This is a genomic window from Paludisphaera rhizosphaerae (genome assembly GCF_011065895.1).
Lineage (GTDB): Bacteria > Planctomycetota > Planctomycetia > Isosphaerales > Isosphaeraceae > Paludisphaera > Paludisphaera rhizosphaerae.
Window position 1 is genome coordinate 237,129 of record NZ_JAALCR010000003.1, and the last position, 26,439, is coordinate 263,567.

Annotated in this window: 20 protein-coding genes; 12 read left to right on the plus strand and 8 right to left on the minus strand. The window is 66.2% G+C overall.

Annotation, left to right across the window (positions count from 1 at the left end; all coding sequences use genetic code 11):
• Positions 1-13 precede the first annotated feature (13 nt).
• Positions 14-1,027 carry an NAD-dependent epimerase/dehydratase family protein gene (locus tag G5C50_RS05530; RefSeq protein WP_165066196.1) on the minus strand — a complete coding sequence of 338 codons (1,014 nt, stop codon included), beginning with the start codon at positions 1,025-1,027 and terminating at the stop codon, positions 14-16.
• Positions 1,028-1,262: 235 nt separating this feature from the next.
• Here G5C50_RS05530 and G5C50_RS05535 point away from each other — a divergent pair, with 235 nt between their 5' ends.
• Positions 1,263-1,649: a TraR/DksA family transcriptional regulator gene (locus tag G5C50_RS05535; protein WP_165066199.1), complete on the plus strand. Its 387-nt coding sequence runs from the start codon at positions 1,263-1,265 to the stop codon at positions 1,647-1,649.
• On the plus strand, positions 1,646-2,251 hold the full coding sequence (lspA, locus tag G5C50_RS05540) for a signal peptidase II (protein ID WP_165066202.1): 606 nt from the start codon (positions 1,646-1,648) through the stop codon (positions 2,249-2,251). Before G5C50_RS05535 ends, lspA begins: the two co-directional genes overlap by 4 nt.
• Here lspA and glnA read toward each other — a convergent pair.
• Entirely contained in the window at positions 2,239-3,651 is a 1,413-nt protein-coding gene (gene glnA, locus G5C50_RS05545) for a type I glutamate--ammonia ligase (protein WP_165066205.1), read from the minus strand. The two genes, lspA and glnA, sit on opposite strands and share 13 nt — an antisense overlap.
• Before the next feature lie 163 nt (positions 3,652-3,814).
• Between glnA and G5C50_RS05550 the strand changes: the two genes are divergently transcribed.
• A complete protein-coding gene (locus tag G5C50_RS05550) occupies positions 3,815-4,201 on the plus strand; it encodes a DNA polymerase ligase N-terminal domain-containing protein (protein ID WP_165066208.1) in 387 nt (128 codons plus the stop codon).
• Here G5C50_RS05550 and G5C50_RS05555 read toward each other — a convergent pair.
• A complete protein-coding gene (locus tag G5C50_RS05555; protein ID WP_206107586.1) occupies positions 4,105-4,884 on the minus strand; it encodes a hypothetical protein in 780 nt (259 codons plus the stop codon). The genes G5C50_RS05550 and G5C50_RS05555 overlap by 97 nt on opposite strands.
• A 698-nt stretch (positions 4,885-5,582) precedes the next feature.
• Between G5C50_RS05555 and G5C50_RS05560 the strand changes: the two genes are divergently transcribed.
• On the plus strand, positions 5,583-5,957 hold the full coding sequence (locus G5C50_RS05560; RefSeq protein ID WP_206107587.1) for a cupin domain-containing protein: 375 nt from the start codon (positions 5,583-5,585) through the stop codon (positions 5,955-5,957).
• A 110-nt stretch (positions 5,958-6,067) separates the two neighbouring features.
• Here G5C50_RS05560 and G5C50_RS05565 read toward each other — a convergent pair whose 3' ends face one another.
• The 4 genes from G5C50_RS05565 to G5C50_RS05580 all read right to left on the minus strand — a co-directional run bounded on the left by G5C50_RS05565 (position 6,068) and on the right by G5C50_RS05580 (position 11,787).
• The gene (locus G5C50_RS05565) at positions 6,068-6,646 is read right to left on the minus strand and encodes a hypothetical protein (RefSeq protein ID WP_165066217.1); all 579 of its coding nucleotides are present in this window, start codon (positions 6,644-6,646) and stop codon (positions 6,068-6,070) included.
• 510 nt (positions 6,647-7,156) lie between these two features.
• Positions 7,157-10,114 (minus strand): YfhO family protein, encoded by a 2,958-nt coding sequence (locus tag G5C50_RS05570; RefSeq protein ID WP_165066220.1) that lies wholly within the window; start codon positions 10,112-10,114, stop codon positions 7,157-7,159.
• A gap of 204 nt (positions 10,115-10,318) precedes the next feature.
• The gene (locus G5C50_RS05575) at positions 10,319-10,525 is read right to left on the minus strand and encodes a hypothetical protein (RefSeq protein WP_165066223.1); all 207 of its coding nucleotides are present in this window, start codon (positions 10,523-10,525) and stop codon (positions 10,319-10,321) included.
• Between the two features lie 197 nt (positions 10,526-10,722).
• A complete protein-coding gene (locus G5C50_RS05580; RefSeq protein WP_240906977.1) occupies positions 10,723-11,787 on the minus strand; it encodes a DUF1559 domain-containing protein in 1,065 nt (354 codons plus the stop codon).
• Positions 11,788-12,170: 383 nt separating this feature from the next.
• Here G5C50_RS05580 and G5C50_RS05585 point away from each other — a divergent pair, with 383 nt between their 5' ends.
• Positions 12,171-13,976: an ArnT family glycosyltransferase gene (locus G5C50_RS05585; protein ID WP_165066226.1), complete on the plus strand. Its 1,806-nt coding sequence runs from the start codon at positions 12,171-12,173 to the stop codon at positions 13,974-13,976.
• A gap of 237 nt (positions 13,977-14,213) precedes the next feature.
• Positions 14,214-16,955: a sigma-70 family RNA polymerase sigma factor gene (locus tag G5C50_RS05590; protein ID WP_165066229.1), complete on the plus strand. Its 2,742-nt coding sequence runs from the start codon at positions 14,214-14,216 to the stop codon at positions 16,953-16,955.
• 6 nt (positions 16,956-16,961) lie between these two features.
• On the opposite strand, the gene G5C50_RS05595 is transcribed toward G5C50_RS05590, so the two are convergent.
• Positions 16,962-17,498 (minus strand): hypothetical protein, encoded by a 537-nt coding sequence (locus G5C50_RS05595; RefSeq protein WP_165066232.1) that lies wholly within the window; start codon positions 17,496-17,498, stop codon positions 16,962-16,964.
• A gap of 734 nt (positions 17,499-18,232) precedes the next feature.
• Between G5C50_RS05595 and G5C50_RS05600 the strand changes: the two genes are divergently transcribed.
• The 6 genes from G5C50_RS05600 (at position 18,233) to G5C50_RS05625 (ending at position 26,176) form a co-directional block, all read left to right on the plus strand.
• Positions 18,233-19,543, plus strand: coding sequence for a hypothetical protein (locus tag G5C50_RS05600; protein WP_240906978.1), 1,311 nt, complete (start codon positions 18,233-18,235; stop codon positions 19,541-19,543).
• Between the two features lie 22 nt (positions 19,544-19,565).
• Entirely contained in the window at positions 19,566-20,798 is a 1,233-nt protein-coding gene (locus tag G5C50_RS05605) for a hypothetical protein (RefSeq protein ID WP_165066238.1), read from the plus strand.
• A gap of 40 nt (positions 20,799-20,838) precedes the next feature.
• Positions 20,839-22,428 carry an amino acid adenylation domain-containing protein gene (locus G5C50_RS05610; RefSeq protein ID WP_165066241.1) on the plus strand — a complete coding sequence of 530 codons (1,590 nt, stop codon included), beginning with the start codon at positions 20,839-20,841 and terminating at the stop codon, positions 22,426-22,428.
• A 5-nt stretch (positions 22,429-22,433) separates the two neighbouring features.
• Positions 22,434-23,438: a lysophospholipid acyltransferase family protein gene (locus G5C50_RS05615; protein WP_165066244.1), complete on the plus strand. Its 1,005-nt coding sequence runs from the start codon at positions 22,434-22,436 to the stop codon at positions 23,436-23,438.
• A gap of 100 nt (positions 23,439-23,538) precedes the next feature.
• The gene (locus tag G5C50_RS05620) at positions 23,539-24,657 is read left to right on the plus strand and encodes a Gfo/Idh/MocA family protein (RefSeq protein WP_165066247.1); all 1,119 of its coding nucleotides are present in this window, start codon (positions 23,539-23,541) and stop codon (positions 24,655-24,657) included.
• Between the two features lie 430 nt (positions 24,658-25,087).
• On the plus strand, positions 25,088-26,176 hold the full coding sequence (locus G5C50_RS05625; RefSeq protein WP_165066250.1) for an acyltransferase family protein: 1,089 nt from the start codon (positions 25,088-25,090) through the stop codon (positions 26,174-26,176).
• Positions 26,177-26,439 lie beyond the last annotated feature (263 nt).

The following is a 26,439-nucleotide window of genomic DNA, read 5'->3' on the forward strand; positions in this document are numbered from 1 at the left end:
AGACGCGGTCGGGTCAGACGCGGGCGGCCGCCTGGGGGGCGTGCTCGGCCATGGCGCGTTCGATCGCCTCGTCGAACCCATACGGAGGGTCGTATCCCAGCACCCGGCGCGCCTTCTCGATGGAGTAGTCCAGATTCAAGCCCAGGAATTTATATCGGGCCTTGTTGATGATCGGGGCGTCCTTGCGGCCTCGAAGCTTGGCCCCCCCCTCCACGACCGTGGCCAGGAATTTGGCCAGCTTCAGGGGGATCTTCCGACGCGGGGCGGGCAGACCGGCCAGCTCGGCGACCTTGCCGACGAACCGACGCTTGCTCACGGCCTCGCCGTCGGTCAGGTTGAAGACCTCGCCCACGGCCGCGGGACTCTCAGCAGCCAGGAAGATCCCGTGGACCAGGTTCTTCACATAGACGCAGTTGAGGGCCTGCTCGCCCGAGCCGAAGTAGGCGAACGTCCCGCGCCGGAGGTTCGTCAGCAGCTTGGGAAGCACCGTACGGTCGCGCTCGCCGTAGATGAAGCCGGGGCGGACGATGGCGACCGGTAGGCCCTTCTCCTTGGAATACTTCAGCGCGAGCGCCTCAGCCTCGGTCTTGGAGCGGGTGTAGGCATCCAGTGAATCGGCGGCCGGAGGCGTCGTCTCGTCGGTGCCGTAGTGGTCGCGGCCCTCGTAGACGCCCAGCGAGCTGACGTGAACGAACCGCTCGACCTTGGCGGCCACGGCGGCGTCCAGCAGCAAGCGGAGGGCGTCGACATTGAGCCGGCGGAACTCGGCCAGCGTGCCCCAGTCGCCGACCTTCGCGGCGCAGTTGAAGACCCAGTCGGCCCCGTCGCAGCCCTGGGCGAGAGCCTTGGCGTCTTCCAGGTCGCCGAGGACCTTTTCCACGCCCCACTCGTCGAGCTTCCGGGTGTCGCTGGAGGCCCGGACGAGGGCCCGGACCTTGTGGCCGCGAGCCAGGGCTTCCTCGACGGCGTGCCCCCCCACGAGGCCGGTCGCTCCCGTCACGAAGATCGTCTTGGGACTGCTGCTCATGGCGTAAGGATCTCAAGCGCGGAGAGTTCGGTGCGGTGGAAGGGTCTAATTCAGCCCCCCGCTCCTCGATCCTACCCGATGAACGGCCGGGGTCAAATCAGGGCGGTCGGGTGGAGGCGGTTCGGGGTGGCCTTTGAATCGCGGTCCGGTGTAGTCTGGAGTGATCGCCCCAAGGTCGTAAGAGCTCGGTCCTCGCGAGGGCGCCGGGAACGTCGAAGGGAAGGGATACGCCGCCATGTCCGCCAGCCTCAAACCGGAAGATCTCGGGTCGTTTCGTCGTCTTCTGGAGGATCTGAACGACCGACTCCGCGGAAACGTCGACCGGATGACCGACGAGGCCCTCCGGCGCAATCAGGGCGAGGCTTCCACCAACCTCTCGAACGTCCCGCTGCACATGGCCGACGTCGGGACCGAAAACTACGACCAGGAGTTCACCCTGGGCCTGATCGAGAACGAGCAAGAGACGCTCAAGCTCATCGACGAGGCCCTGGGACGCGTCGCCGACGGATCGTACGGAATCTGCGCCGAGTGCGACCACCCGATCGCCAAGGCCCGCCTTGAGGCCCTCCCGTACACCCGATACTGCATCGAGTGCGCAAGGAAGCTGGAGAACACGGCATGACGAGCAGGATCCCGATCAGCCGATGGATCGTCTTCTGGGCGTTGGCGCTGGGAGGCGCAACGCTCGACCTGTCTTCCAAATCGATCATCTTCCGCAAGGTCGGCGAGCCCGGCTCGCGGCCCGTCGCGGTGGTCGGCGACGTCCTGGAGTTGCACACCAACTACAACAAGGGGGCGCTCTGGGGCTTCGGCCGTGGGGTGTCTCATAGCAGCCTCATCTTCGCGAGCCTGTCGGTGGTGGCGGGGGTGGCGATCGTCGGCTGGCTCTTCGTCGGCGGGGCCGCGACGAGCCTGCCGCTGACCATCGCGCTCGGGCTGATCATGGCGGGGGCGATCGGCAACTGCTACGACCGCCTGGTCTTCGGGCAGGTCCGGGACTTCGTCCACTTCCACGTCGACTCGATCAACTTCGACTGGGCCATCTTCAACTTCGCCGACGTCATGCTGGTTAGCGGTGCGATCACCCTGGTCCTCTTCGCCCTCCGGCCCGAGCCCACGCCGGAAGGCGACCCGGCTCCGGAGGCCGCCTCTGGCGAAGCGGCCTCGGAAACCGCTCCGCGGCACCTTCGCGACGCGGATTCGCTGCAGGCTCACACGTCGTAATACAGGTTGAACTCGTAGGGGTGGGGGCGAACTCGGATCGCCTCCACCTCGGAAGTCTGCTTGTACCAGATCCAGGTGTCGACGACGTCCGGCGTGAAGACGTCGCCCCGAAGCAGGAACTCGTGGTCGGCGCGGAGGGCTTCGAGCGAGGCTTCCAGCGACCTCGGCGTGGTCGGAACCTTGGCGAGTTCCTCGGGCTGCAGGTCGTAGATGTCCTTGTCCAGCGGATCGCCGGGGCGGATCTTGTTCTGAACCCCGTCCAGCACCGCCATCAGCATCGCTGAGAACAGCAGGTACGGATTCGCTGCTGAGTCCGGACAGCGGTACTCGACCCTCCGGCTCCGCGGGCTGGCTCCAGAGACCGGTATGCGGACGATCGCCGCACGGTTCCGGCGGCTGTACGAGATCTTGGTCGGAGCCTCGAAGCCCTCGATCAGCCGCTTGTAACTGTTGGTGGTGGGGTTGGCGAACGCGCAGAGGGCGCCCGCATGCTTGAGCAGGCCGCCGATGGCGAAGAGGCCCAGGTCGCTCATCCCGGCGTAGCCGTGGCCCGCGAGCAGCGGCTCGTTTTCCTTCCAGAGCGACAGGTGGGTGTGCATCCCTGATCCGTTGTCGCCGAAGAGGGGCTTGGGCATGAACGTGGCGGTCTTGCCGCTGCGGTGAGCGACGTTCCGGATGATGTACCGGGCCAGCATGACCCGGTCAGCGGCCTCCAGGAGATCCTGAGGGTCCAGATCGATCTCGCACTGGCCGCCGGTTGCGACCTCGTGGAAGTGGGCCGAGGTGCCGATGCCGCACTCGGCCATCCGCCGGGCCATCTCGGAGCGGAGATTCACCAGGCCGTCGGTCGGCGGGCAGGGGAAATAGCCCAGGCCCGAGCCCGGCTTGTAGCCCAGGTTGGGATTCTCCACCCGGCCGCGGTTCCAGGCCCCCTCGACCGAATCGACGTGGTAGAACGCCTCGTTGGGCCGCTGGTCGAACCGAACGTCGTCGAAGACGAAGAACTCCAGTTCCGGCGCGAGCAGGCAGTAGTCGGCGACGCCCGTGCTCCGCATGTACGAGACCGCCTTGCGGGCGATGTTGCGGGGGTCGCGAGTGTACTCCTGGTGGGTGATCGGGTCGTGGATGTTGCAGATCATGGTCAGCGTGGGCTGGGCCATGAAGGGATCCACGAGCGCGGTCTCGGGCTGGGGGAGGACGAGCAGGTCGGCCTCGTTGATCGCCCGCCAGCCGACCACGGACGAGCCGTCGAAGCCGATCCCCTCCTCGAAGGTCTCCTCGGTCAGGGCGTCGGCCGGGATCGAGAAATGCTGCCAGACGCCAGGGAAATCCATGAATCGAAGGTCGACCGTGGTGACCTCGCGCTGCCGGATCTGGGCCAGGACTTCTTTGGGGGTCACCGCGGGCTGCTCCGGGGGGTTGACTCTCGACGCTGTCGCTTTTGCGCTTGATGATGGAAACAGCTTACCATCGGAACCAAGCACGGGGGGATTCGGCGGGGCAGAAGATCGGGCGATCATCCAGCTTACGCCGAAAACCCGGCCCGGTCGAGGAGTCCCGGACGTGAGCCACACCCACACTTCTCGCTTCGTGCTGCTGGAACACCAATGGATCGGGGTCCACTGGGACTTCATGCTGGAGCGCGACGGGGTCTTGAAAACCTGGGCGCTCGACGCCCCCCCCGCCCCCGGCCCCGAGCGCGAGGCCCGTCACCTGCCCGACCACCGGACGGCCTATCTCGAATACGAAGGCCCCGTCTCCCAGAATCGGGGATGGGTACGGCGGATCGACGAGGGGGTGTACACCTCGATCGAATGGGGGGAGGATCTCGTCCACGTTCGGCTGGAAGGGCGTCAACTCGTCGGCGAACTCCGCCTGACGAACCGACCGCGCGAATCGAACGTGCCGGCGGGAGGGAACTGGAAGATCTCCCTGGGGAACGTTGACTGAAGAATCTGCCGGGAGGGAAGCCGAGGTCGAACGAACACGCCCCGCGTGCGGTCGGACCGGCCGGCCAGCCGGATCTGCCCCGCTCGGATTTCCACGTCGTCCAGTCGAACGTCGTCCCGCTGGGGGCTCGGAGTGTAGTGGAGCTGCACCACGGGGTAACCGTCCACCTTCCGCCAGGCCGCATTCACGCCGTAGATCCGCCCCCTCTCGATGATCCGGTCCAGGACCCGATCGGCGGGGACCGGCAAGATCCCGGCGCGGATCTTCTCCAGGGTCAGCTCGACGATGTTGTCCGCTGGAATCCGGGGCCGTGCGACCACCGTGATCACGGAGGAGACCGCCCTCCCCTCCAATCGAAAGGCCAGGACGACTTTCCCCGACTCGAAAAGGACGCGAGGCTCGCGGACTTCGGGGGGAAGCTGGTCGGCAAAGTGGGTCACCAGATCCTCGGCGAGCCAGGCGTTGACTTCCTGGTCGGAGAAGACGGCCTCCCACGTCGGTTCGTTGCAAATGTCGTTGCGCAGCTGAAGACTCTGCGCCACGAAGTGCTTCGCTCGATCTTCGAGCTGCTCGCGGGGCACCGTGAGCGGGACCATGTCGCGGTAATAGCGCGGCTCGTAAGTCAGGCACAGCCATCCTACAGCCGGCAAGGCGACGGCGAGGACAATCAGAGCCAGAACCACCTTCCACCGTCTCGAAAGCGCTCTTCTCATCGACCACCCACGGGTTCGGGGAGCGACGGAATCGGAGCCTGAAGACCCGCCCGAGGTCGCAAGAGAGCGGAACGCCGATGGAGAGGGGCAAGACGGGGACCAATGACGGGGTCAAGAAGGCAGAATACGCGCGAGGTGAAAACCGGTCAATCCAAAGTTCCAACTTGGCCGCATCCGCAAATCTTGCGTCGTCGACCGTCGAACGAACCCACCTGACGGCTTCGTTCGCGCCCGCAGACCGAAGCCAACCGGCACTCAAGTCGTTTTCCAACAAAAACTTGCGAATCACCTCGGTCGGGTTCGTTCGGGAAATTCTCATCGTCTCTTGCGTCGACTCCATCGACGGCCGGATTGATAGCCGCCCGGCTCGAGGAGAGGACTGACCTCCGACGGCCTCGGCTTTGAGCAGACGCGCAACGGCTTCGTTCGCAGGAGCGGCCAGACCGGTCGGTCGCGGGTAAAGTGTTCGACTCATGGTGCTTGCGTCAAAGCGGGCGGTGGGTTCGTTTGGCAAGAATCAGAGGATTCCTCGCACGGAGCCTCCCCTCGAAGGCCACGCCAGCGATCACGGCCGCGCCGGCGGCCGGGCGACAGGCAAGAGCCTCGAGGCCGGACCACGGGGGCGCTCAATGCATCGTCCGTCACATTTAGGATGGGCGAGGATGGGCATGACGAACTGCGAAATCGCTGCGACTTTGAGGGAGCCGAGCATGGAGAATCTCTACAACCCGCCGCCGAGAGGCGAGGGCGAGTTCGTCGAGACGCTCGCCGCGACGGGTACAACGCGGATCGAGCGGATCGTGTCGCACGGCGAGACCTCGCCCGAGGGGTTCTGGTACGACCAGGACGACCACGAGTTCGTGGCCGTCCTTCAAGGTTCCGCGCGGTTGCGGTTCCAGACGCCCGACGAGGAGGTGACGATGGGACCGGGCGACCATCTCACGATCGCCGCTCATCGGAGGCACCGGATCGAGTGGACGACTCCCGACGGCCCCACCGTCTGGCTGGCCGTCTTCTTCGCCGTCGAGAACAGCGTCGTTTGAGTTGGACCGTTGGAGCCACTTCGAAACGCCGCGGACCCGCCGACGCGGTGAGCGTCGGAGGGTCCACGGGTTGAATCGGGCTAGGATTCAGTCGCGGGTCGTGACTTGCGTCACTCGCCGGCCGGGGAGGGCAGCAGCAGGCCGCCGGTCCGGATCTGGGGGGCCGGAGGAGCCTCTTCGCCGGTCAGCGAAGCGACAGCCGCGGCAGGCTTCGAGGCACCGTAAACGGTGGCCGGGAAGCTCTGGGGAGCCGCATAGCTCTGGGGAGCCGCATAGCTCTGGGGAGCCGGGGCGACCTGGGACGAAGGAGCGACCTGCGAGGTCGGGTAGACGGTCGTGCCGCAGCCGGCGTCGCCGCAGCCGCTGTCGCCGCAGCCCTTGTGGCCCCACAGCCGCTTCTTCTTCAGGACCCACTCATAGGTCACCGGGGGATGGAGCAGGCCCTTCAGCTTGCAGTGCATGCCGTCGAGCTTGCTGCCCAGGTGGCCGAAGAGATCGCACTTCTTGGTCGGCAGGCAGGTGTCGCAGCCCGCGGTGGGGACGTACCCCTGGGGGCTGGCGACCGGGCCGGCCTGGGACGAAGCCAGACCGCAGGTGGAGCAGCCGGCGTCGAAGCCGCCCGCCATGGTCACGCTGCAGAACCCGAGGGCGACGGCAAAGCTGAGGCTCAGCGTCAAGTGCTTCAACATGGGAGAATACTCTCCTTGAGTAACTTTCATACGAGGCCGTGATATTCGGCCGGCCGTTTTGCACGACCCCGTGTGATTTCGGTCGTCCTTGGCCTCTCTCCGCAGTCGAGGTCTTCCCGTGACCTGGAGCCTTTCGGCCCCTTCCGCGAAGCGACGCCACCAGGTTTAGGTGCTCCCGTCCATTCTCACCTCCGGGGCTTTGCTTCCCCTGGGCGAGTCACCAATAGTATCGTCATCGGGGCGTGGGGCCTTGAACCCGATTCACCTTTTGCACCAACGGTTTACGTCGACGACACTACCGATCGTCGGGGTCCGATAAACTGTTCCGAAGGCGCAAACTCGGACGCCCGCGCATCCCTAACAACCCCACCAACCAGCACCCCAAACCCTAGCCGACCCTCGAATCCCGCGGAGGCGTCAAAGCTCCGCGCGCCGGCAACCTTTCAGGGACCGTCGCGGTCCCCCGCCGTGGGCGTGTAGAATGTCCAAATATCGATGAGGAGAGGTTCCTCAGGCCGCCTGCAATGACGTGGGTTTTGCGCGGAAGGACCAGATCAACAAGCCCCCCAGCGCCACGAAGCCGAACGCCGACAGGCCGATACCCAGGCGGAAGGACGCGGGCTCGTAGCGGAAGGCCAGGCGGTGCGTGCCGGCCGGGAGCGCCACGCCTCGCATGGCGCGGTTGGTCCGGAGGATCTCGGCGGGCCGGCCGTTCACAGTCAGAGTCCAGCCCGGGTAGTTCATGTCGCCCACCACGACCAACCCCGGGGAGCGCAGGACGGCCGTGAACTCAACCCGCTGCGGCTCGTCGAGCGTCAGGGTCACGGTCTCCAACGGGTCGGGATCGACGGGCGAGAGGAATGGGTCGAGCTCCCTGGGCCGGTCGGTCTCAACCCAGGCGACGGTATGCGGGTCGCGCACCGGCAGGCCCGGCAGGTTCCAAAACTCGTCCGCCTGGTAGATCAACTCCTTGACCAGCCGGAAGCGGTCGTTGACCCGCAGGCCCTGAATCGGAGGAACGACGTAGGCGCGGTGGACGACCCAGGCCCGGGGAAAGGCCTTCTCATTACGGAAGACGTGGAAGTCCTCGGTCTCCTTCCAGCGTTTGCGGCGCTCGTCTCCACCCGGGCCGTCGAACTCATTGGGCCCGGGATAGATGAGCGTCGACCCGCGGACGACCGATGCGTAGCCGCGCGCCCGGCTATCCCAGCTCAGGTGGCCGGGAACGATGAAGTAGCGGGTGTTCCACAGGTCGAACCCCCGCCTGGGGTAATACCAGACCTTCTGCCCCGGCTTCAGGCCGTGAACCCGAAGCGTCTGTTCGCTGGGCGTAAGCGACCAGGGGAGGAAGAAAAGGCCGTAGTCCATCGGCTCGATCGTGTCGTGGTGGTAGGTCAGGCGGACGCCCAGCGGCAAGTTGTAGTTGGGCCGCAGCGTGCTTCGCTCCCAGCTAGTGATGCTAGCGAACGAACGAGGCTCGCCGGCGCTGAACCAATTGCTAGGCCACCAGGCTCCGATCCTCCCGACCCGGAATGGACCGGGCGAGGGGTTCGCCTGCTCCGCCTCTCGGATGACCTCCAGCGCTTTCGGCGTCCCCTCGAAGGCGTCCTGTGGAACCGTCACGACGTGGTACGCGTTCGCCCAGACCAGGTCGAGCATCAAAACCGATACCGCCAGGCCCCCCGCCAGCCTCGGCCGACGCCGGGCGAGGAGAATCAGCCCGCAAACGACGACGCCGGCGACGACCCCATGCGTGATCCCGGCGCGGAGGTCCCAGACCGCCCTGGCGACGTTGAGCGGTTCGTCGCTGTTGCGGAGGCTGTCGGCCAGGGCGTTGAACCGACCAAGCATCGGCCCAGCACCCAGCCATGAGGCCGCCAGGGCGCAGACGCTCACCCCGAGCAAGGCGCCCGCAACGACCCAGGCCCGGCGCGATCGCTCTTTCGACTCCGTATCCCGCTCCGTCAAGCGATCCCACCCCATCGCCGCCAGCCCCGAAAGCGCCAGCGAGCAGAGCACGAACAGCTTCGGCGGATACCGGAACGAGCGGAAGCCAGGAAGGAGCGAGGCGAGCAGCCAGTAGACGCCGCCGTCGCCGTCGCGCATGTACCCGTCGGCGCGGACCTGCCAATTAAAGGGCGGCTCGATCGGCCCGAGCACGGATTCCCACCCCGGCACGAGCCGCGCCCAGAGCAAGGGGCTGCCGAAAGAGCCGAGCGCCGCCAGGAAGCTGACCACGGCCACGACGCTCAGCCAGGCCCGCCACGGCGGCCCCTTCCGAACCCCGAACGCCGAGAGCGCCAGAACGATCGTCAGCCAGCCCAGGTACAGCGACGGCATCCAAAGCCGGTTCGCCGGTTTCGGCGGGATCATGTCGAGCCACGACCGATAGCCCCCTTCGAGCGTGCCGAAAGCGTTCGGCCAGATCGTGTCGAGCACCTGGAGCGGGTTCGGACTGTAGGCATAGAAGTCGTGGAACCCTTCCGACTCGGCCGCGCGGAAGCTCATGCTCGAATATTCGAGGACAGGCAAAAGCTGGGCCCCCGCGAGCGCCAGCCCCAGCACCGAGGCGCCGAGCAGCCCTGCGCTCCTGGTGAGGAACGCCCTCACCGGCGGGCTGGTCCGCGCCTTGCGAACCAGGAAGACCCCGAGCACTCCCCACAGCGCGCACGCGATGGCCCCGTGCGGCGGCCGGATCGGCGCTGGGTCGCCAATCTTCGCGGTCCCGATCCAGCGGATCACCCACGCCGCCCAGTACGACACCGCGAGCAAACCGATCAGCACCGCCGCTGCTGCCAACCCCAGCCGCTTGAGGAGCCGGCTGATCGTCGCGGGGGGACCTGCCGCCGCCGACAGACCCGCTGCATACCCCCCCGCGCACACCACAACCAGGTAGGCCGCCTCCGGATCGCCGCCGAGCACCTGCAAGGCCAGCACCAGAGCCAAGGCCGCCAGCGCCGACCTCTGGCCCAGGCGCAGCCAACGATCGGCCGCCAGCAGCCCGAGCGGCAGCCACGCCGCGCCGACCAGAAAGATCATGTTGCTCGTCTGAGACAGCAACGGCACGCCGAACCCGTACGCCAGCGAGCCCAGCGCCGATCCGACCGGCGAGATCCGCCATCCTCGGAGCAGCGCCCACATCGCACCAAAAGCCAGGGCGACGTGGCCGACCACGTACCAGCGCACCGCCCACGCGTGGGGCAGGACGAAGAAGACGAGCTTGCCGGGATAGAGGACCGCGGCCGTGGGGTTCCCCAGAAGCGGCGTCCCCGCGCTCGCCTCCGGCGCCCAGAGCGGCCAGCGCCCGGCGTCCCACTCCTGCTGCACGCGGCGCAGCAAAGGATAGTAAAAATGTCCCGCGTCCTGAAACGCGAGTTGCCGGCCGCGCAACAGGATCGGTTCGAATACCAACAGAAGGGGCACAGCCAGGCACAAGAGCGCCAGGCCGACCCGCGCCATACGCTTCATCGCGAGCGATCCAAGGACGCCAGGCAAAGGGAACCCGAGAAGTGGAGCGCGCCTCTTGGTTCAATTTCCGAAGCGAGCGCGTCCGCGAGACGACCCGCACGAGCCTGCCACGCCGCGCGGACCGAGGTGCGTGCTCTATCTAAGGAGGGAGGATCGAGAAGCCCGTTTCTCTTGAGAAGACGGGCCCCGGGCCGACTGCCGCGATTACTTGCTCTTGGACTTGGAGGCGGGGGCCGAACTGGCCTCGTTTGACGGGTCGTAAACGACCTTGCCGTCCTTGTCCTTGACCGGCTCGACCTTGACCTCTTCCTGCACCCCCGAAGGAGCGCCGCCGCAGCCGGACAGGCTCATCACGAGACCTGAGACGATTAGCAGGGAGAGCGCGATACGGATCGTTCGCCAAATTGCCATCTTGCTTGAATCCTTCGGTCTGTCCAGGGATATCTCGACCACGAGACCCTACGCCGCCAGGGCGCGCGGCGCGGATGGGCCTTCGGAATGAGTCGACCGCCGCCGCACATTGCAAAGGTGGCCCTGACCGCTCGCCGGGAGCGGCGGCCCGTCCGTCGTGAGCCGGGCGGGCCAGCCGTCGCGGCCGGTTTTCAATTTCAGTAGCTGTCTGCGCTGATCACCTCACCACTCGCCCTCGACCCCAGAGCCCACCAGACGTTCTGGGCGACGCTGTCCTTGGCGAAGCGGACGCTGCCGTCGCTCATGAGCGTGTTCACGCCGCCGGAGTGACGGCTGCGGGCCGTCTTCAGCCCCGTCACCTGGGCGACGTTGTAGCAACTGGCGTGCTTCGAGTTGGGCGGCAACAGCTCATCAACGTTCGGCCCTTCATTCACCCGACCGGCCGCCCAGTACTGGCCGCTCGAATTCGCCTGGCTCGCCGTCCCCGCCGCCCGCATCGCGTTGCACGTCGCGATGTACGTGTTCAACGTGGTCAGGCCCGACGGCATGACCTGGTCGGCCCCCGACCCGTTGACGTTGGTGCCCGGCCACGCCACGCAAGCGTACGTCTCGGCCCCGTTGACCGTCGCGGTCGTGTTGTCCCCGATCAGCTTCTCGCTGAACGCGATCGTGTTGCTCGTCCCGTCGGTGCAATCCCTCAGGCCGTACACGCAGAGGGCCGCGAACATCCCCAGGCCCGCCCCCGAGGAATTGTTGATCGGCGAGTACGTGTTGAACTGAGCGCCGACGCTCGCCCCGTAGTTCGTCCCCATCTTGAAGGTGCTGCCGCCCGTGTCCGACGGGCACAGGTACCCCGCCACCGACGAGTTAAAGACCGTCGTGTTCAAGGCCGTAGCTGTCGCCACGGCCCCGACAACCGCCTCGACCTGCATGTTGAACGCGTTGAACAGGGCCGATTGCTCCATGTTCGGCAGCACGAACAGGAGCACGCTCGGGCCGTGCCCGACCCCCGTGTCTTGGATCCCCGTCCCGGCGGAGCCCGCCAGCATCGGGAACGATTCATAGGACGAGTGGTAGTTGTGCAGCGCCAGCCCGATCTGCTTCAAATTGTTGACGCATTGGCTCCGTCTCGCCGCCTCGCGAGCGGCCTGCACTGCCGGCAACAACAGCGCGATCAAGACGGCAATGATGGCGATCACCACCAGGAGTTCGATCAGCGTAAACGCGCGCGCAAGGCGCGCACCGCCCGAAGGACGCATCATGAATGGTCTCCTTCACGTAGAGAACCGCGATGTAAGAATGACGGCCGGAAACGGCCTGCGAAACAATGACGACCGGGACAGGAAACATTCGCCATGAGCCATTTGCACGACGGCTCGACCTCGTGTTATCGGCGAACCGATCTTGAAACGCAAGAGGCGACGAGAAAAAAACCTCTTAGAAACGTCAGCATGTTCTTAATGAGGATTTGCATGACCGTCTCCTCTCCATGTCCTACTGAAATGAGCCTGGGTGCGAGGCGTGCCGTGAGGGCGGCGGAGCGCCGGACCCGTTGGAGGGAGGGCCGTAGACGGAGCGCCCGGAGGAACCGAAGATAGACGCGGGATCGCAAGCCGCAGCGGGACGCGAAGGGAACAAGCTGCCGATGAGTGAGCGCGGTGGAAAGTCGTGGAGAGAGCGGTGGGGGGACCCGATCCTGGGCCTTCTGATCGCCTCGGCCACGCTGGTCTTGCTGATCGCGACGCTGAACGACTACGGCATGGCGTGGGACGAGGGGTTCACGGTCGAGCGCGAGGAACGCCTGCGGGAATGGTTCGCGAAGGTCGGCGGCGCGGGGTCGTCCGTTCGCCATGCGCGAGCGATGAGTCTCTCAAAGCTCGAGTCGCGCGGATCGTACCTGGCGAAGGCGGGGGCCTCGGCCTCGTCGCCCTGGAGCCGCGAGTCGTTGCGGTTCTACTGGCCGTTCGCGCGGGAGGAGCCGAACGGGCACCCTCCTCTCTATGCGCTTCTTGGGCTGGCCGGCTGGGCGGTGAGCCATGACTCTCTGTCGCCTCCAGGCTCGTACCGGCTTGGACCGGCGGCGCTGTTCGCGGCGACGGTCGGCGTCGTCTATGTCTTCATGGCTCGGCGCTACGGCCGAGTTGCGGGGCTCATGGCGTCGTTCGGCCTGGTCGCGATGCCCCGGATGTTCGCCCACGCGCACCTGGCCTCGTACGACGTGCCGACACTCTGCTTCTGGTTCCTGGCCGTGGTCGCATTCCTGAAGGCCGTCGAGCCGTCGCCCGGGAATCGTTGGTGGCTCTGGACGGCGGCCTTCGGCCTCGCCTGGGGCTGCGGGATGGCCACCAAATTCACCGGCTGGTTCATCCCGTTCCCACTGATCGCCTGGAGTCTTTTCTACCTCGACCGGCGCTCCGTGCGAGTTCTGGCCTTGGGGGGCGTGGTCGCCGCCCTTGTGGTCTACGCCACGAACCCGACCTGGTGGGCGGAGCCGATCCAGGGCCTGCGCGCGTTCCTCGTCTCGAACCTGACCCGGGACCAACTGCGCCCGATCCCGACCTACTTCCTCGGGCGGCTCTACCGGTTCTCGCTCCCCTGGTACAACACCCTGGTCATCACGGCAATCGTGACGCCTCCATTGACCCTGGCGCTGGCGCTGCTCGGCAGCGCCCGGGTCGTCTCGGGCCGGTTCCGCGACCGCGAGGGGACGCTCTTATTCCTCTGCTGGGTGTTCTTCCTGGTCCTCCGCGCCCTACCGAACGCGCCTGGGCACGACGGCGAACGCCAGTTCCTGACGGCGTTCGTGTTCCTGGCCTGTCTGTCGGGAATCGGCCTGACCGCCCTCGGGGAATGGATCGGCCGCATCCCCGGCCTCGACCGCCCCGCCCTCGGGCGAGGATGTCAGGCCATAGCCCTGACCGCCGCGCTGGCCCTCGGAGGGTGGAGCACCTGGCGATATCACCCGCTGCAACTGTCGTACTTCAACGCCCTGATCGGCGGGCTCTCGGGCGCGACGCGGGCGGGAATCGAACCGACCTACTACTGGGAAGCCGTAACGCCGGACGTGCGCGACTGGCTCAATACGCATACGGACGAGGGACGGACGATCGCCTTCTGCTTCCCGGCGGTGACCTTCGAGTACCTTCACGATTGGGGCCAGCTCAAACCCTTGCCCCTGATCCTGCCCGCAACGCCTCCCCAGTGGTACGTGGTGATGAACCGCACGGGGCATCTGCTGTTCCAGTCCATGAGCCTCCCGCGGTTCCTGCTGGAGCACGGCAAGCCGGCTTACGTCAAGTTCAGCAGCGCCGCGCCGGATGTGCCGCTCGTCCTGATCTATTCCGGCGTCGAGGTCTCCGCGGCCGACCTCATCCTGAAATGGTCGGACGGCAAGCAGCCGAATTCAGCCAAGGATGAACACCGATCAGCCCCAGATTTGAAGACGCCCTGAAGCATCACTGAGGGCTGCGTTTCGAGGACGAAGTCGGTGCCGATGCTCGGCTGCGCGACGCTCCGCGGCCGCAAGGCTGGCGGAAAGCGCCCGGGCGGGTAATTGGTGTCGACCAGGCGGCGAATTCGAAGAAAGTTCGTGAGGCCCCGGAGCAGTCGGATACTACACGGAGGGATAAGCGACTCGAAGAGAGGGACGAACGGTATGGTGGGCGGCTCGGCGGAGGAGGCACGACGGTTGTTCCGGGTCGGGACGCTCGGTGCGATCCCGGACGGCCGGCTCCTGGATCGGTTCCTCTCCGAGAATGAGGAAGCGGCCGAAGCGGCGTTCGAAGAACTGGTGAGACGACACGGCCCGATGGTCTTCCGCGTTTGTCGGGGCGTCCTCCGAAATCCGCAAGACGCCGAGGACGCCTTCCAGGCGGCCTTCCTCGCCCTGGCGACGCGGGCGGCGACGATCCGTCAGCGCGAGTCGGCGGGGAGTTGGCTGTTCGGCGTCGCTCGCCGAGCGGCCCTGCGGCTCCGTCGCTCCGCCGCGAGGAGAAACTCGGCCCACCGGGCCGCGGCCGAGCGGTCGCCGAGGTGTTACCTACCTCCTCCTGACGACGAGCTGGGCCCTGAGGTCCTTTTCGAGGAGATCGACGCCCTCCCCGGGCGCCTCCGCGAATCGGTGATCCTCTGCTGCATAGAGGGCCTGACCTACGATGCCGCGGCGGATCGACTCGGCCTAACCGAGGCCGCCGTGCGCGGCCGACTGGCCCGCGCGAGGGAAAAGCTGCGCAGACGCCTTCTGCGACGAGGAATATCGGTGCCGATCGGCCTGCTGCTGACCGCTCTGGCCCGTCCGGCCGAGGCCGTCCCCCTCGCTCTGCTGCGCTCAACCACGAGGATCTCGCTCGGGCTCGCGACGGGTAGTTCCATCGCGGCCCTGGCCAGGGGAGTTTTGCAATCCATGATGCTTCATCAATTGAAAAACGTCGCCGTCGCATCGCTCGCCCTCTCGGCCGGACTTTGGGCGTTAGGGGCATTGGCCTCGACGGAGAAGCCTCACGGCCAGGAAACGCCGCCGGCCGCGCCGCCCCAACAGGCTCCCAGGACGAAGCCCGCCCACCCCAGCTACCGGATGGTGGGGACGGTGCGCGTCGAGGGGACCGGAGAACCCGTCGCCGGCGCGACGATCCAGGTCTTCGCGGGAGACAGCGGCCCCGATCACCGGGGCGACCTTCGAGAGGCGCAGTCCGACGCCGAGGGCCGATATTCCATCGACCTCGGCAAGGGCTACGTGCGCGCGTGGACGATCCGGGCCCCGGCCGGCTACTGGGCCCCTGACAACGGCAAGAATATCGAGGACGTCGTGCTCAACGAGGCCCAGCCGGAGCATAGGAAGGATTACGTGGTCCGTCGCGCCCCCACCTGGCACTTCCAGGTTCTTCGACCTGGGCAAGTTGAACCGAGGCCGGAGCAAATGATCGCGGGCCAGTTCCTGGGAACCGCCGATCCGACAGGGCTCCTCCGGGTGACGGTCCCCGACGAGTCGAAGGACGTCCAGGTCGGCGTTTCAAAAACGCCCGGAGGCTTACCCTCAGTCAGGGCGGCCGCGATCGAGCGTCAGGACAGGGGATTTCGCCCCGACGCCGTGGCGTCGATCGAAAAAGAGGAAGGCGACCCCGTCCGCTTCCGGCTCGTGGACAAGGACGGCAAAACCGCCTCGCTGGTCCAGGCTCCGAGCCGGTGTCGGCTCGAACCGAGAATCGAGAACGGCCGGGTCGTCGTTCAGATCCTGATGCTGGAGCCGAACGCGCAGGACTACGGCGACCTGATCGGCAAGGTTGTCGACGGCTCCGGTGGGCCGATCGCGACTGCGCGATTGGCCTTGGTCTGGCATGACGAGCAGAATGGATCGAGCGGGATGTCCGACTTCACGGCGACCACGGACGATCGGGGCGAGTTCCGCCTCCGCTCGATCCCCCGGAGGTCCCCCGTCGGGAAGTCGGTCAAGATCGGCCTGGTCGTGACGAAGGACGGTTTCGCCGGGGTCGACGCACCACCCTTTCACTTCGCCCCCCCGACCGGCGAGACAACACAAACCGCGCCGACGATCACCCTGAACCCCGGGACGACCTTCAACGGCGTCGTCCTCGACCCCGAAGGAAAACCCGTCGAGGGAGCCTGGATCGAGCCGGGCGGCTCTTATGCAGCCCGCAGCCAGTTCACCAAAACGGACGCGGCCGGTCGGTTCGCCGTGAAAAACCTTTCCGAGGGGATGGCGTCGCTCAACATCCACTATGGGAAGCTCTTAGCGGGGGGGAAGTTCCCGGCATTCCGGGACTCGGCACCGATCACCATCAAGCTCGCCCCTGCACCAGACGCCGCGGCGATGACGGCGCGTGCGGAGGCGGCGAAGGCGGCCCGCGAGAAATACAAGTCCCTCGCTATCGGCGCCCAAGCGCCGGAGTTGAACGCCGGCGACTGGTCCGACGGCCGACCGCGCTCGCTGACGGAGCTTCGGGGGAAAATCGTCTTCCTCAACTTCTGGGGTGCCTGGTGCACGCCCTGCGTCGCCGAGTTGCCGACTCTGGAAAAACTTCGCGCCGAGTATGAGCCGAAGGGCGTCGTGTTCCTGACGATCCATACACCGGGCGAGCCGTCGAAGGACGCCGTCCGCACGCTGCTGGAGAAGAACAAGGCAACATCCTTGCCGTTCGCCTTCGACCGCGACCTGGAAAGCCTGGAGCGTCAAGAAGACGGCGCGACTGCCCGCCTTTACGGCGTTCACGGGTTTCCGACGACCATTGTCATCGACCGCGTCGGCAAGGTTGCCTTCCGCACTAACGACTCGGACATTCGCCCCCGGATGGAGGCCATCATCAAGGAGTTGGGCATCGATCCGCAGAAGGCAGACCAGCAGGCTTTCCTCCGAGTCGGTGAGAGGCTATATCGCTCGGCGATCGAGGAAGCGTTGAAGTCCCCGTCGCCGTGACACGACTCAGGGCTGCGTTTCCAGGACGAAGTACGTCTTCAAGGTCGGCTGAGGCGTCGTCCGCTCGTGCATCAACCCAAGATAGAGCCCTGGACCGATCAGGCGAATCTCATCGCGGTTCTGAGCGTAGACGCGCGAGGTGCCGGTGTAGTCGAGGATCAAGGACGGCTGACCGTCGAACCAACTCGTCCCCTGATATAGACGACCCTTGACGGCGGGGACCCCGAAGAAGCGGTTGACGGCGATCGTTCCAGAGGAGTCGACCACCTTCCCCTGCCAGATCAGCCGGCCGCCGGCGGACATGGCCGCGTTCCGGCGCGATCCCGGAGCCGGCAGAACCGTCCCCTTGACCTTCCCGGTCGGCAGGCCAGCCACACTCCCTTGCGTGTAGACGGCCTGCAACTGGGCCTCGTTCATGCTCAACAAGCTGGAAACGCTCAACGGCTGAGCCGTCGCCTGCGCATGAGCCGTCGTAGTCGTGAAAACCGCCGAAACCAGGGCCGCGGCGATCAACGGGGGGATCGACAGACGAAGCGTGGCCATGAGGTCGGGCTCGCGAGGGCTGGGGTGGGAACCATGCGCAGCACAGGAACCTCGATCGGTCCCTCGTCAACCACGGCTTGACGGTTCCAGCGAGAGAAAGCCCCGAAACCTCCGATGATCCGGCCTGACCAAGAGAATCGGGCCTGCCTGAGACGAAATGTCGCCTAAACCCTTCGTGGTCGCTTGGCCGGACGTCAGTCGGGTTGACAGCCCGGCCGACCCACGGTTAAATCGCCGCACCTGACCGGGACGCGTGCGAGCAACCGTTGCTGAACCAGGAACGAAGGACTCGGCGCGGGGGAGAGATACCAGGATCCTTAAGAAATTTCAAGATAGAATTTCTCGCGAGGATCCGACAGGGATTTCAGGCGTACCAAGGATGGTGACCGTTGCGGGGCGACCCGATTCAGGGATGGATCGGGCCCCGCAACCGTGACGAACTGGATCGCTCCCGGCGACCCATCCTTCCTTCTCAGGACGCCTCCGCTCCTATTGATCGAAACGCGACGCCCGACGGCGACGCGCTGAAGCTTCACCGGGCCGCCGTCGGCCCGGCGATTCAAGGATGAACGCCCAGCCGGCCTCGCGCCACCGCGAGTCGGCCGGGTCGAGCAGGTTCGAGGAAGGGACCGCCTATGGGGCCGAACGTCGGAAACCCGAGCGCGTCACGCACGTCGCCCCACAGGACGTTTCGCCCACCGGCGCGTCCTGCGGTTGAGCGACGACGCGAATGGTTGAAGCGGTTGTACGCGGACGAACCGGCGAACTGCAAACGAGCCCTCGTCCCGTTCCTCCGGAATCTGCTCTATTTCGGCCTGATCTTCGCAGTATGCCTGCAATACCGGATCGAGGGCCGCGCCTTCCAGCTCTTGCTTCAAGTGGCCGGTCTGGCGTTTCCGATCCACTACCTAGCTCCGTATCGCTGGAAGAAGGCCGTGTTCCTGGCGGCTTCGGTCGCCGGGTTGTTCCTGGTGTTCGGGACGGACGTCGGCGCGGTGATCGTCGCTTTTTCGGCGACGATGATCGGAATCGCCCGACTTCCCGTCTCGTGGAACCTCCGGGTCGGCCTGCTGACGGCGTTGACGGTCTTTCTCACGTGCGGTCGGCCGATCGCGTTGTTCGAGGCGGTACCCTCGACGGTCTGGCCGGTGCTCGGCTCGATGTTCATGTTCCGCATGATCATCTACATGTACGAGTTGAAGCACGCGAAGAAGCCGGAGTCGCTCACCGACGCGGTCGGTTATTTCTTCCTGCTGCCGAACTACTGCTTCATGCTCTTCCCCGTCGTCGACTACCGGACCTGGCAACGCGGCTTCTTCGCCGCTCCGGTCCACGACGTCCAGCGCCGGGGGCTGGAGATGGTCTTTCGCGGGGTGGTGCAGCTGATCCTCTACCGGCTGATCGATCAAGAACTGCTGATCCCGTCGTCGGAGGTCCATGGTTTCTGGAGCCTGATCGGGTTCCTGACGTTCAACTACCTGGTGTACCTCCAGGTCTCGGGACAGTTCCACGTCGCCTGCGGCATGTTGCACATGTTCGGCTATCAGCTTCCGGACACGCACCACCATTACCTGCTCGCGACGGGGTTCACCGACTACTGGCGCCGGATCAACATCTACTGGAAGGACTTCATGGTCCGACTGGTGTTCAACCCGGTCGTCTTCCGCCTCAAGAAGTGGCCGCAGCCCGTGGCGCTGTCGGCGGCGACGGTGGCGGTCTTCTTCGTGACCTGGCTGCTGCACGCCTATCAATCGTTCTGGCTGCGGGGCGACTGGGGCTTCACCGTCCCGGACGCCGTCTTCTGGAGCGTGCTGGGCGGCTTCGTGCTGGTGAACGTCCAGATGGACGCTCGCCGCGGGCCGGTCCGACCCAAGTCGAAACAGGCCGGCGACGCCGCTCCGCGGTTCGACGTCCGCGGGCAGGCGGTCCGCGGGCTCAAGATCGCCGCCACGTTCGCGACCATCACACTGCTGTGGTCGCTCTGGAACAGTCCGAGCCTCGCGGCCTGGTTCGAGTTACTGGCCCGCGGCCTTCAGGCGTCGTGACAGAGGGGGGAACCGAACGGTCATGGCGCTCATCCAGACCACTTCGCTCCGTGCGGCCCGCATCAGCATGCTTCAGGCGGCGGCTCTCGTGGCGATCTCGCTGTTGCCGATCCCATCCGGCTGGGTGAAATCTCACCGGCTGCTGGCCTCGGCGACCTCAAACCCGTCCGACCGGGCGGACGCCGACCACCATGCCACGGGCTACTACGAGGGCCTCGTCGGCGGCGCCGAGGGCCCCGGCGGGCGCGGCGAGTTGACGCTCAAGCTGATGGGCAAGCCCAACGGCTGGGTCCGGTTCAACGACGCCGGCGTCGTCCGCCACCTCAAGGCCGACTTCCTCCACTTCGAGCTGATCCCGAAGATGGACAGCGTCCTCTTCAGCCAGCCGTTCGTGACGAACTCGCACGGCATGCACAGCCCGGAGGTGAGCGTCGAGAAGCCGCCGGGCGTCTTTCGGATCGCCCTGCTCGGCGCATCGATGGATATGGGCTGGGGCGTGAAATACCAGGACGATTACGCTTACCAGCTTGAGGGGTGGCTGAACACCCACGCCCAGCATCAGGGCTTTTCCTCGAATCGCAAGTTCGAGGTCCTGAACTTCGCGGTGGCCGCCTACAGCCCGCTCCAACGGCTGGAGTCGTTCCGCCGCAAGGCGAAGGAGTTCAAGCCCGACCTGGTGATCTTCTCGTCGACCATGCTGGACACGCGCCTGTCCGAGATCCACCTCTGCGACGCCTTCCGCATCAAGGCCGACCTGACCTACGACTTCGTCAAGGAGGTGGTCCAGCGGGCGGGGATCACCGACGCCGAGCGTCAGCTCGACACTCGCGGCGAATTGAAAGGCAAGGAGTCGATCAAGCGAAAGTTGGACCCCTACCACTGGGAGTTGTACGACGACGTCGTCACGACGCTCGCCGCCGACTGCCGGGCCTCCAACATCCCGCTGATGATGCTGATCATCCCCCGCGTGGGCAAGGACGCGGACCCGTCGGCTCGGGCCGAGTCGGTCGGCCGACTTCAGGCCATCGCGAGTCGGCACGCCCTGCCGATCTACGACCTGCTGGATACGTTCGACGAGATCGACCCGGCCGAGCTGGAAATCGCCGCCTGGGACGACCATCCCAACGCCCTGGGTCATCACCGACTGTTCCTGGCCCTGACTCACAAGCTGGTGACCGACCAGGACCGCTACCAGTTGCTGTTCCCCGGTCGCAAGGCGGTGGCCGAGTCGGCCCTGCCTCACGACCTCCCCTGACATGACCGCCCCCGCAACCGCGCGCAACGGACCAGACCCCATGGACGGACGCCATCTCAGCCGATTGCTGGACGAGGCCGCCGCGTCGCGGCCGGACCGGACCGCCGTGGAGGACGAGCAGGGACGATCGCTGAGCTACGCCGAACTGGCCCGCGCCGCCGACCGCATCGCGGCCCGGCTCGCGCGCTGGGGCGTCGGCCGAGGCGACCGTGTCGGACTGTGGCTTCCCAAGAGCCTGGAATCGGTCGCGGCGATTCATGGGATCCTCCGCGCCGGGGCCGTCTACGTCCCCGTCGACCCGACCGGCCCCGCCGGCCGCGCCCAGGGGATCTTCGCCGACAGCGGGGCCCGCGTGGTCGTCGTCGCGGCGAAGCTCGCCCCGGCCCTGCGCGCCGCCTGGACCGACCGTCCCGACGCTCCGCGCTTGATCGTCGCCGAGGATGAGGCGGCGGTCGCCCCCCTGGTTGACGGCGATTCCACCTGGGCCGACGTCCTCGCCGACGACGCTCCGGCCCCCCTGCCCCCCCCGCGAAGCCCCGACGACCTGGCGTACATCCTGTTCACGTCGGGATCGACCGGGAAGCCGAAGGGGGTGATGCTGTCGCACGCCAACGCCTTCACGTTCCTGGATTGGTGCCGCGAGTCGCTGGGCCCCTGGGTCGACGGCGACCGCTATTCCTCGCACGCGCCCTTTCATTTCGATCTGTCGATCTTCGACCTGTTCGTCTCGTGCCTGAACGCCGGGACGCTCGTCCTGATCGGCGAGACCCTTGCCAAGGAGCCCGCGGCGCTCGGCGACTACATCCAGGACAAGCGGATCGACGTCTGGTACTCGGCCCCCTCGATCCTCGCGATGATGACCGAGCACGGGCGGATCGACCGCCCCGGCTTCCGGGTTCCGCGACTGGTCCTGTTCGCCGGCGAGGTCTTCCCCATCGCCCCGCTCCGCAAGCTGCGGACGCTCTGGCCGGACGCGAACCTCTGGAACCTCTACGGTCCCACCGAGACCAACGTCTGCACGGCGCTCGAGATTCCCCGCGTCATCCCCGACGAGCAGGAAGGGCCGTTCCCGATCGGATTCGCCTGCCCGCCACTGGTGGGTCGGGTCGTCGATGAAGAAGGGAAAACGCTGGCGACGGGCGCGCTGGGCGAGTTGGTCATCGCCGGGCCGGGCGTGATGCGCGGCTACTTCGGCCGGGACGACCTCACCGCGGCGGCCTTCTTCACCGACGAGCACGGCGTGAAGTGGTATCGCACGGGCGACCTCGTCATCGACGACGGAGCCGGCTGCTATAACTTCCACGGCCGCCGCGACCGCATGGTGAAGAAGCGCGGGTATCGGATCGAGCTGGGCGAGATCGAGTCGGCCCTCTATCGCCACGACGGCGTCGACCGCGCGGCGGTGATCGCCGAGAGCGGGGACGAGGGGGTCGCGATCGCGGCGTTCGTCGCGCTCAAGCCCGAGGGGAAGAAGTCGCTGATCGCCATGAAGCGGCATTGCTCGATCCACCTGCCGAACTACATGATCCCCGACCGGATCACGTTCCTGGACCGTCTGCCGGCGACCTCGACGGACAAGATCGACTACCAGAAGCTCAAGGCCCTGTCCGCGTCCGCCCCTGGAGAGTGACTCCCGTGAAGCACCTTGCTCGTCGCATCTTCACCTGGAAGTTCTACTTCTACGAGCTGCTCCTGCCGGGCCTGGGCGCGATCCGCCCTGAGCGGGCCGACGCGATCGTCCGCTCGGCCGGCTGGGGATCGACGTACCTCCGCCCCGGCCGTCGGTCGCGGTTGAAGACGGCCATGGATCGCGTCAACACGCTGCTGAAGCGCAGCGACGCCGACCGAGCCGACTGGCGTGCGCTCGCCGAGAGCGCCGCGAGATTCACCGCCCGCGACTACCCGCTCGACGGCGTCGGCGACGCCGAGGCCCTCGCCCGCTTCGACGTGTCGGGCTTCGACGACGTGCAAGAAGCGCTGGGCAAAGGCCGAGGCGTGATCCTCGTCGGCAGCCACATGGGGGCTCACATCGCCGGGATGCACTGGCTCTTCCGTCGCGGCCTGCCGATCCGGGCGCTCGTCCAGCGCCCCAAGCACGTCTCACGCGAGTTGAACCGTCGCTTCGACGAGGCCGTTTCACCGTATCCCCAGTCGGAGTTCTTCCTCCGACGCGGCCTCCCCGCGACGGCGGCCGTCGAGCGGATGATGCAGGCGCGGTCGGCTCTCCGCGACGGCCTGGCGCTCTACCTCAACGGCGACATCGTCTGGGAAGGCTCGAACACCCGGACCTGCCGGCTCCTCGGCCGCGACCACGAGTTCCTCGCCGTCTGGGCCGAGTTGGCCTGTCTCACCCGCGCCCCGGTCTTCTTCGTCTTCTGCCGACACCTCGACGCCGGCCGGTTCGCCATCGAGTTCAAGCGACTCGACCCGGCCACCCCGAACAAGCCCGACCTCCTTCTCGCCGCGTACCTGGCCGAGGTGGAAGCTCAGGTCGCCCGCGACCCCTCGGAAGCCGTCGCCTACCTCACCTGGCCCTGCTACACCGAAGCCCCCGAAACGGCCGTCGCCCGCTCCCGCCGCCAGGAGCCCCCGTCCCGCCGAATCGAAGCCCGCGAAGAGGCCGACGTGGTCTCGGCCTGAATCGCAAAGACTCGGCCGACTCATCCCGGGTACGCGATTTGCGTTGTCCACCCTCAGCGGGGAGAACGCAAGATCCGACACCCGGCATGAGAATCTCACCATGAAGGCCAAGCGAGTCACGAGCGGGAAGGTGCGTTACGGGATCGTGGCCGGCGGGGCGATCTCGCAGGGCCACTTCATGCCGGGCGTGCGGAACACGAAGAACTCCGAGTTGACGGTCCTCGTCACCGGAGATCCGGAAAAAGCGGCCGTCCTCAAGGATGAGTTCGGCCTTCAAAACACGTATCACTACGACGACTTCGACAAGCTCCTGGAAGCGGACGAGGTCGACGCGCTCTACGTCGCCACGCCCAATCATCTGCACACGCCCTACGTCGTGCCAGCGCTCAAGGCGGGGGTCCACGTCCTGCTGGAGAAGCCGATGGCGGTCTCGGAAGAGGACTGCCAGGCCATGATCGCCGCCGCGAGGGAATCAGGCGCGAAGCTTATGATCGCATACCGCCTCCACTTCGAGCCCGCAACCGTCGCGGCGATCGAGCAGGTGCGCGACGGCGACATCGGCGAGCCTCGCGTTTTCACGTCGACCTTCTCGCAGCCCCTCGATCCAGACAACCACCGCGCCAAGCACGGCTTCGACGACGGTCCCGTGTATGACATGGGCGTCTATCCCATCAACGCCTGCCGACAACTTTTCGGCACGGAGCCGATCGAGGTCCACGCCGTCGCCTCGCGCAACGAAGATTGGGGCCTCGACCTGGACGATACGGTGAGCGTCACGCTCCGATTCCCCAACGGCGGCCAGGCTGTGTTCGTCGCCTCCTACGCCATGGACAAGTTCGAGCACTATTCACTGGTCGGCACGAAGGGAAGCCTCGAATTCCAGCCGGCCTATTCCTACGGCCACGGCCTCGAATACGACGTCACCACGGGCGGCGAGACCGAACACAAGTCATTCCCCGAAACCGACCACTTCGGCGGCGAGGCGGAGTATTTCTCCAACTGCATCATCAACGACGTCGATCCCGAGCCCGACGGCGAGGAAGGTTGGTGCGACGTCCGAATCGTCGAGGCCGTCCGCCGGGCTCTCGAAACGGGCAAGCCCCAGAAGCTCGAGCCGTACACCCGCCAACGTCGGATCGAGCCCGACCAGGTGATGGGACTGCCGCCGGCCGCCAAGGTGGAGTTGGTCGACGCCGCCGACCCGGCTCGAAAGAACTGAAGCCTCTGCCTGGCTCCGCAGGGAACAAGATGAGCCGTGGCGGGCCGCGCGCGCCCCCGCCACGGCTCTTTCGCTCCCACTTCTTCGCATAAGCATCCACGCCTAGGTCGGCTCGACGGTCCTCGTCGAGGAGTTCGCGTCCCGAACGTCGATTTCCGGCCTCATCGCCCTGATGGTCGGAATCGCTTTACTGACTCTCATCGCTCTCAACGATCAACCTAGCTATACTTCCAGGGGTTGTCCCATACTGATTCAAGTCTGGAATGACCCAATGACCCCATCCTCCGTCCCGCCTCCCGCCTCCAAGACGAACAGCAGCGTTGATGATCGAACTTCAGAAGCGACCTCGACATTCTCCGAAGCCAAAGCCGTAGCCGACGAAGCAGGATCGAAGGATCGGAAGTCCCCCTCGCCCGGGCATGTCCCCGCGTTGGACGGTCTCCGGGCGTTCGCCGTTGTGGCGGTGATGTTCTTCCACGCCCGCGCGCCGTTTTCCGAATTGGGGATGCTGGGGGTCGACCTCTTCTTCGTCCTCAGCGGGTTCTTGATCACATCGCTCATGCTGGACGAGCACTCGCGGACGGGCCGGATCGACCTGATCAAGTTCTGGGCGAGGAGGTTCCTGCGGCTGGCCCCAGCGTACTGGCTCTATATCGCCGGAGTCACGCTGGCCATTGCATCGGGCCTGGGATGGACTCAGGAGAAGTACGGGTGGACTGCCTCCGACCTCGTCAGATCGTTCTGGCTTTACTACTGCAACTACGCCCCCTGGCCGATCTGGGAGCACCAGGTCGTTACGGCTCACCTTTGGTCGTTGGCCGTTGAAGAGCAGTTTTATCTCCTCTGGCCGCTCATCCTGACGATGGCTTTGAGCCTCGGCCTGACTCGAAAATCGACGGCGATCGCCACCTGGGTTCTCGTCGCCGGGATGGCGGCCCGCAACATCCTCGTTCCGCCGTACATGGACCTGCGGCTCGAAATGCGGGGACTGGCGATCGTCGTGGGATGCGCCTTCGCGCTGAGCATGGCGGCCTGGCCAGGACTGGCGGAGGTTCTCGGCCGGCGACGGGTCGGCGAAACCGCCGCGGCGGCGGTGCTCTTGCTGCTGATCGTCGCAACGCTGGCCCTGCGACGGGGCGTCCTCGACATGCAGGTGCTCTGGGCCGGCGTCGTCCCCGTGCTCGCCGTCGGGCTCGCGATCGTCGTAGGCTACCTCTGGCGGCGGAGCGAGGGGCCTCTGGACTCAGCCCTGAGTTGGCGCCCCCTGGTCCGGATCGGCCGGATCTCTTACGGGCTCTACCTCTACCATTTTTTGGTGCTCCACCTCACAGGATTCGCGCTCCCCGGCATGGAGGCCTCACATCCCGGGCTCTACAAGCCGATCCGAATGGTGGTCTACCTGGTCGGGTCCTACCTGCTGGCCTACCTCAGCTACCGTTTCGTCGAGGCGGGATTTCTCCGTCTCAAATCGCATCTCCGACCGCACGGCGGCCACGAGCCAGCCAAGAGCGCTGCATGACTGCCGTCGAACCCACAGCGCGGCGTTGCAGGCGTCGTGCTCCGCGTGTTCGACGACGTAAGGACATCGCAACCGCGAGCCGTCGTTCACGATTGTCAGCCATCCGAATTCCTGGGAGGATGGTCCGTTCGATCCAGGAGGGCTTCTTGAGAAAGCTCCTCCTGGTCCGTGCGTTCTCGCCACCGACGTCGGCCGGGAGTGTTGGAACCGTCGGGGCGTAGTGCCGTATCGAAGCTCGATCACCCCACCGGAACCTCAAGGAC

Excerpts from the sequence above, each read along its gene's own strand:
- G5C50_RS05585 (WP_165066226.1), top strand. The coding sequence starts at position 12,171 with ATGAGTGAGCGCGGTGGAAAGTCGTGGAGAGAGCGGTGGGGGGACCCG.
- G5C50_RS05560 (WP_206107587.1), top strand. The coding sequence starts at position 5,583 with ATGACGAACTGCGAAATCGCTGCGACTTTGAGGGAGCCGAGCATGGAG.
- G5C50_RS05565 (WP_165066217.1), bottom strand. The coding sequence starts at position 6,646 with ATGTTGAAGCACTTGACGCTGAGCCTCAGCTTTGCCGTCGCCCTCGGG.
- G5C50_RS05575 (WP_165066223.1), bottom strand. The coding sequence starts at position 10,525 with ATGGCAATTTGGCGAACGATCCGTATCGCGCTCTCCCTGCTAATCGTC.
- G5C50_RS05595 (WP_165066232.1), bottom strand. The coding sequence starts at position 17,498 with ATGGCCACGCTTCGTCTGTCGATCCCCCCGTTGATCGCCGCGGCCCTG.
- G5C50_RS05605 (WP_165066238.1), top strand. The coding sequence starts at position 19,566 with ATGGCGCTCATCCAGACCACTTCGCTCCGTGCGGCCCGCATCAGCATG.
- G5C50_RS05620 (WP_165066247.1), top strand. The coding sequence starts at position 23,539 with ATGAAGGCCAAGCGAGTCACGAGCGGGAAGGTGCGTTACGGGATCGTG.
- G5C50_RS05530 (WP_165066196.1), bottom strand. The coding sequence starts at position 1,027 with ATGAGCAGCAGTCCCAAGACGATCTTCGTGACGGGAGCGACCGGCCTC.
- G5C50_RS05570 (WP_165066220.1), bottom strand. The coding sequence starts at position 10,114 with ATGAAGCGTATGGCGCGGGTCGGCCTGGCGCTCTTGTGCCTGGCTGTG.
- lspA (WP_165066202.1), top strand. The coding sequence starts at position 1,646 with ATGACGAGCAGGATCCCGATCAGCCGATGGATCGTCTTCTGGGCGTTG.
- G5C50_RS05535 (WP_165066199.1), top strand. The coding sequence starts at position 1,263 with ATGTCCGCCAGCCTCAAACCGGAAGATCTCGGGTCGTTTCGTCGTCTT.
- G5C50_RS05610 (WP_165066241.1), top strand. The coding sequence starts at position 20,839 with ATGGACGGACGCCATCTCAGCCGATTGCTGGACGAGGCCGCCGCGTCG.
- G5C50_RS05580 (WP_240906977.1), bottom strand. The coding sequence starts at position 11,787 with ATGATGCGTCCTTCGGGCGGTGCGCGCCTTGCGCGCGCGTTTACGCTG.